We start from the raw sequence: 5,502 nt of genomic DNA on the forward strand, positions 1-5,502 counted from the left end.
TCCTTGCGGGCAAGCTGCGCATGTTTGCGCAGGTCTACGCCGTCCAACCACAGGAGATCGAAGGCGAAGAAAACGAGGCGGTCCTGGTCGCTCGACCGAGATCCGCCTGAAGTTCGGAGAAGTTGGTACGCTCTTCGTGGATGACGACCACCTCACCATCGACAATGGATTGCCCCTCGATGTCGAAAGCGCCGGCAATGACCGAGAACCTGTCGACCCAATTATGCCCGTTTCGGGTGAAGGCCTTACGGTCGTCGCCGTCGATGTGGAGCTGTACGCGGTAGCCGTCGTATTTGACTTCGTGAATCCACTGAGCCCCCGAAGGGGCTTTCATCTTCAGGGTCGCAAGCTGGGGGCCGATAAAGCCCGGCATGAAAGCTCGCGGCTTCTTGGCCGGTGCTCTGGTACGCTTTGCCACTTACGCAACTCACAAAAAGCCCGCCGTCGGTGTTGAGAGCCGACGGCGGGGCAGTCTACCTACCTTAGATCACGACTCTCAACCGCGAAGCCAAACGGGCGTTCCCACGCGCTCTCTCATACAACCGCAATCGCGATTCCAGGTTGTATTTTCAACGTCAACGAGAACGGGCGCTGAACGGCTAGAGAACGCGGTGTGATAGAGCGTTCTTCCAGCGGAACGCCCTCGATGCTAGGGGTGCCGTTCTATCTCGATCTGATCGGTTAAGTAGGCGCTGTAGCCCGGGAGATGCGAGCCACTCGCTCATATGCGAACCGGTTTCCGCTTGCCGAGCCTTTCGGATCAGTTCTTCGCGGGCAGCACCCGGAGGAAGTTGCAACGCCTCCTCGCGAAGGCGCTTCGCTTCCTAGGTGAGCCGTAGTTCAAGGGAGGTGGATTGGATGACCCTGCTACGCCGTGCCATGCTCTCGTTTCCCAATCGGTGCACCGACGCAAAACGTATAAGCAAGGTTCCGGTTCCGTCGAATTGAGCCGGCCGCGCATTGGTCCCTGGTGTGGTCTGCGCCTGGTCGCACCGAGCGTGGCTCTCAACCACAAAGGGATGTCATCTGGAACCTCCGAAGTTCACGTATGTTAATACGCAGAGGTTCTTCATGACCCATACAGTTCTCGTCGTTGATGATGACGCCGCCGTACTCGACGTGATCGCGAGCATGCTCGAAGACATTGGTTGCAACGTGGTATGCGCACACAGCGGCGATGAAGCTCTGGAAACGTTGACGCGCCACCAAAACATTTCGATCTTGATCACCGACATCAATATGCCCGGCATGGATGGTCATGAACTGGCCGAGCGTGCCACGCGCATTCGTCCGACGCTCAACGTTCTTCAGCTATCCGGCCGCGAGCGGAGGCGTGATGGTTTCCCGATGCTCAGGAAGCCGTTCTCTGAAGAAGACCTAGCCCGCGTGATGCAGCAGACGACCGGCGTTTGTTAACGCAACAGGGTCGCTAAGCAGCGTTCAAGCTCCTCGATTGTGAAGGGCTTTTGAAGGACGGGATAATTCCGAAATCCTTCAGGCACGCCGCCCGCCTCATACCCGCTCGCAAACGCAAACGGAACGCTTCTGCTTTGCAGCGCCTCCGCGATGGGGACAGAGGCTGGATGTCGAGGATGGCGGCATCAACGCCAGCCGCCGAAGCGAGCAGAAGCCCTCCCTGCACATCGTTAGCCTCCCCAGCCACGCTATGACCTAGCTCGACCAGCATGTCCGCAACCATCATGCGTATGAGCGCTTCATCCTCGATCAGAAGCACAGACGCCATAGCTCCCCCCGCCCGCATTGTACCTGGCTACTATCCCAAGCTATGCTGTCTTACATGGCTCTGGGCTGACCTGAATGTCCAGTCTCGTCATTGCGCCTCCAAAACTGACCGATGCGGCATTAACAGTGAGATCAATGACCGTTTTCTCGGGCTCCGTATTCACCATGGACGTTGACGGCAAAGCTACGTTCGCCTTCGAGGCGAAGAATTTCCCCGAAGCCTTCGAGTTATGCAAAGAGGACTGGGTTCGTGAGGACCTGATCGGCATGACATCGAACGGCGTGCCGCTTTGCTCCTCGACCGCGAAGTTGACAATTCGCAGAGCTGACCAAGCCGAAATCGCTATCTATCGAGACGCCGCCCTCAAAGCTCAGACAGAAGATTTGGTCCTGGCGTATCTTGTCGATTTAGATCAAGCGTAGTGCGCAACGGGTTACATCTACCGCTCATACCCAAGAGATAGCTGGTCGCCATAGCCCAGCCGTTTGGCTCGCGCCCTATCGGCGGAATGAATGATCGATCTCACGCACGAGTTTCAGCGCCGCGTCCGTGTAGCGCCCGTACGACATCTGCTGGTCTGCGAGACTGGCCGCCGCCAGTACAAGAGCAGCTATGGTTACGCCCTTGATCATCGGGAGAACGGTAGCCTTGCCGAGTAAAAGAGTCGCTAAATGGTAGCGCAGGCTCAACTCACTTTGCCCGACCAGCCTAGGTAAACGATTTCTGTATTTGGCCCCCAAATTGTACCGCGACTTTCCGCGACAGCTTTATCGATCTGTAAGAAAAGCTGGCTTAAAACCCGGCTCATGGAAAAGCGAACCGCTCGCCGCCGACGTGTATTCAAGTCGGCACTCATCGAGTTTCCCGGAGGCGCCTTCAGTTGCGTCGTCCGAAACTTCTCCGATCTGGGCGCCAATCTGGACGTGCCCAGCGCATCTGGCATTCCGCACGAGTTCACATTGATCATTCCGAGCGCGCAGTCCCAGCTTTCCTGTCGAGCGGTGTGGCGGTCGGAAGGACGGATCGGCGTTGCGTTCTCCTGATCATCGCCCTGTGCTGGCCATTGGCGCGCGCGGGCTAGAAGGCACGCCTCAGGGACGCCCATGATCCCGGCTTCGCGGTGCCTAGAGATCGTCTTGCCGGCCGGAACCGCAGATCTCGTCGGTGACCGGTTGACTTATCGCAAGCGCTAAATCACGGTCCTGCTCGCCGGCACCGGGCGGGGCTAACTGATGACCGATCAGAAGAACTACAATGAGCGCTATTTCCTGCGCTTGCTCCAACATGGCCCGTTTGAGCGGCGGCCGCGCGGAGGCTGGCGCTTCGGTGTCAAGGTAATCAGCGATGCTGTGGTCGAGCGGCTCCTCGCCGGTGGCCGCGCGGAGATTACCGGCTCGCAATTAAGGCTGAAGCCACTGGCAAGCTCACCTCGAATCCGCCGAGCAGATCGAGCTGAGCTACGACCTCGCCATGATAGTGCTGGCGGAACACCTGACGCGCGCGCGTAACGCGGCCACCACCCCGATCGGCTGGTTGATCTGCATTGTTCAGGACGACCGCCCGCGCGATGCTGTCGCCGAGGTCTTGGTCGACGCGCGCGTGACGCAAAGGCGGAAGAGCCCATGATCAAGGCCGTCGCTATAGCTGCTCTCGTACTGGCGGCGACCTGTCTTGCGGACCAGCAGTGGTCCTATGGGCAATATACTGACGCGGCGCTGAGGCTCCTGCGTGAGATCAAACACTCATTCCGCTAGTAGGATTGGCCGATTACCACACAATCCTCGGGTGCCGGCAATCAATGCCGCGCTACGTCCGCTCCGGCTCGGGATGAAATGCTGCCTTTTTGGCGAGCGCGGTTTCAATCAGCTCGGCTATGCTTGCGCCATCCGGTCGTTGATGCGGGATGCCAAGCGGCGGTAGCGGGTGATTTGATCGTCGCAGTGAAGGCAGCGCTCACACATGGCATCCTCTCGGTAGAGGGCGGGAGCGTGAAGCACTCTCAGTCACCGATATAGGCCTTGGACCGAGCGGTGATTTCGGCACCATAAACTCGATCTTGGGTTTTCGACACACCCGATTTGCGATCGGGGCTCGGACCGTCGAGGGCCGCCCCGCCCGCCTTGGCTCAGCGACCCGCCGTGGCACGAGGACGACCTTTGGTGCTCCAGTTGGGCCGAACGTCGGCGCCGCGCCCGCCGCAGGCCGTGCAGACAAAGCGCTCCTCGATGTCGGAGAGCGGCGTCTGGTCCGGCCACGGGTCCGCGCTGATCGCGACCCAATGGCTGCAACGGTAGTTGGCGCACCAGACCACGACGCCTCGAACGCCCATCTCTCGCAGCTCGCCGAAGGTGATCTTATCCGGGCGACGACCGACAGGGGTGGCGTTATGGCGCGCGTGGCGAGGCATGCCCCACTGAAACGCGGTTCATTACGGGCTGCAAATTGTCGATTGATAGGGGCATCGGGAGGCTGCGAGCCACCGCCCATCGTGGGTGTGGATAAGCGTCATCGCCTACCCCAGAACGATCGTGTCGACTCTCAGGCACGGGAGGCATCTGTAAGCATACATTGCGGGTAGGTTCACAATCGCTGGCAGCGTCGCGAGGTAATCCATTCGCCGCCTGCATTTGCTGCAAATGAGGATCGGTGGGCTGCCCCGCTCCTTGCTGCGCGTCATCTGAAATGGTCCCAAAAGCAGGCAGGGTAGTTCCATCTAGACGGCTGCGCATGTCCGGTGGAGTACCGAGGCCTATCGGAAATCGGCACATCCAATCAGGCTGGCTATTCGCCTCCACCCAGGATCAGGAGCGAGCACTGACCATTGCCATTTCGTCTCAAGCAACGTCCAGCCCCATGCCGCGGAGTCCACGTAAGTGTTTGAAATCTCAACCGCCGCAATTGCAGCGACCGCGCTAGGGAGCGCTCATATCGACCACTTAGCACCCTCTCCCGCCGCCGCGTTCAACAAATGGCCAATATACCCGTGCGCACAGGTAAACAGCCGCGAAGCCATTCCGTGAGCACCGTGAAGTATCTCTGAAACAATCCGTGCTTAGCGTGGTTGCCAATCAATAAGGGGATGGCGGTCATGTTGAACGTGCTTCTGGACGCGATTTACGGTGGCGTCATTTCAGCCTCTCTTCCCGGCATGAAGAGCCATGGAGCGTTACACCCAAGCACCCCCGCGACCAGCGCGGCTTGGTTATCGGAATTGATCCAAGCGCTGGATAAGGTCGATGAGCTCCCCTCGCCCCGTCAGCCGGAGATCGACGCATGTCATGCTCGGTTGCGTCTTCCGAGTGCGCCCGCTCAGGTGACGCTGCACTGAGCGCGGCATGATATTTAGAAGGGCGGTCTCCGCCTAAGCGCGCGAAGCCACTCGCAAATCATGTGGACGCCGCACTCGCCAGCCTGTGGAGTTCGTCACCGGACGATCATTGCCAGCGACCACTCGGCTTCGTTCGCGCGGCGATCGTCGTCTCGATTTCCTGAACCATCTCTTGTACCCGTTCTGCGAGCCGTTCGAACAACGCTCGCGTCTGCCTATCGGGTACAGGTCTCGCCAAGCGAGCACAATAACCTGCCTCCGCTCGAAACTTCTCAAGTTGAGCAATAAGTTCTTCCATTCTCGCTCTTCTACTCCCCCCACGCTCCAGAAGTTGTTTAGTGAGCTGCTGCCGGTTTGATGGACAGCGGGTTAAGCTAATCCCACCTTGCGCTCGAACTCAACAGGGCTGAGGTAACCGATCGTCGAGTGA

8 protein-coding genes are annotated in these 5,502 nt (G+C 59.1%); 5 read left to right on the forward strand and 3 right to left on the reverse strand.

Going from position 1 to position 5,502, the window contains the following annotated elements; genetic code table 11:
- Positions 1-34: 34 nt before the first annotated feature.
- The gene (locus C7G41_RS36505) at positions 35-418 is read right to left on the reverse strand and encodes a hypothetical protein (RefSeq protein ID WP_245446910.1); all 384 of its coding nucleotides are present in this window, start codon (positions 416-418) and stop codon (positions 35-37) included.
- Between the two features lie 653 nt (positions 419-1,071).
- Between C7G41_RS36505 and C7G41_RS36515 the strand changes: the two genes are divergently transcribed.
- Both C7G41_RS36515 and C7G41_RS36525 read left to right on the forward strand, forming a co-directional pair.
- Positions 1,072-1,416 carry a response regulator gene (locus tag C7G41_RS36515; RefSeq protein ID WP_106947034.1) on the forward strand — a complete coding sequence of 115 codons (345 nt, stop codon included), beginning with the start codon at positions 1,072-1,074 and terminating at the stop codon, positions 1,414-1,416.
- Positions 1,417-1,818: 402 nt separating this feature from the next.
- The gene (locus C7G41_RS36525; RefSeq protein WP_245446911.1) at positions 1,819-2,166 is read left to right on the forward strand and encodes a hypothetical protein; all 348 of its coding nucleotides are present in this window, start codon (positions 1,819-1,821) and stop codon (positions 2,164-2,166) included.
- A 75-nt stretch (positions 2,167-2,241) separates the two neighbouring features.
- Here C7G41_RS36525 and C7G41_RS36530 read toward each other — a convergent pair whose 3' ends face one another.
- Complete coding sequence (locus tag C7G41_RS36530; RefSeq protein WP_106947036.1) at positions 2,242-2,433, reverse strand: hypothetical protein; 192 nt, start codon at positions 2,431-2,433, stop codon at positions 2,242-2,244.
- Between the two features lie 117 nt (positions 2,434-2,550).
- Between C7G41_RS36530 and C7G41_RS39155 the strand changes: the two genes are divergently transcribed.
- Both C7G41_RS39155 and C7G41_RS36540 read left to right on the forward strand, forming a co-directional pair.
- Positions 2,551-2,787: a PilZ domain-containing protein gene (locus C7G41_RS39155; protein ID WP_106947037.1), complete on the forward strand. Its 237-nt coding sequence runs from the start codon at positions 2,551-2,553 to the stop codon at positions 2,785-2,787.
- A gap of 189 nt (positions 2,788-2,976) precedes the next feature.
- Positions 2,977-3,252 (forward strand): hypothetical protein, encoded by a 276-nt coding sequence (locus C7G41_RS36540; protein WP_106947038.1) that lies wholly within the window; start codon positions 2,977-2,979, stop codon positions 3,250-3,252.
- A gap of 617 nt (positions 3,253-3,869) precedes the next feature.
- Here the strand turns inward: C7G41_RS36540 and C7G41_RS36545 are convergent.
- Complete coding sequence (locus C7G41_RS36545) at positions 3,870-4,073, reverse strand: hypothetical protein (RefSeq protein WP_306768100.1); 204 nt, start codon at positions 4,071-4,073, stop codon at positions 3,870-3,872.
- 759 nt (positions 4,074-4,832) lie between these two features.
- On the opposite strand from C7G41_RS36545, the gene C7G41_RS36550 reads away from it, so the two are divergent.
- On the forward strand, positions 4,833-5,072 hold the full coding sequence (locus C7G41_RS36550) for a hypothetical protein (RefSeq protein WP_146159898.1): 240 nt from the start codon (positions 4,833-4,835) through the stop codon (positions 5,070-5,072).
- Positions 5,073-5,502: the final 430 nt, after the last annotated feature.

This window comes from Bradyrhizobium sp. MOS002, assembly GCF_003020115.1.
Lineage (GTDB): Bacteria > Pseudomonadota > Alphaproteobacteria > Rhizobiales > Xanthobacteraceae > Bradyrhizobium.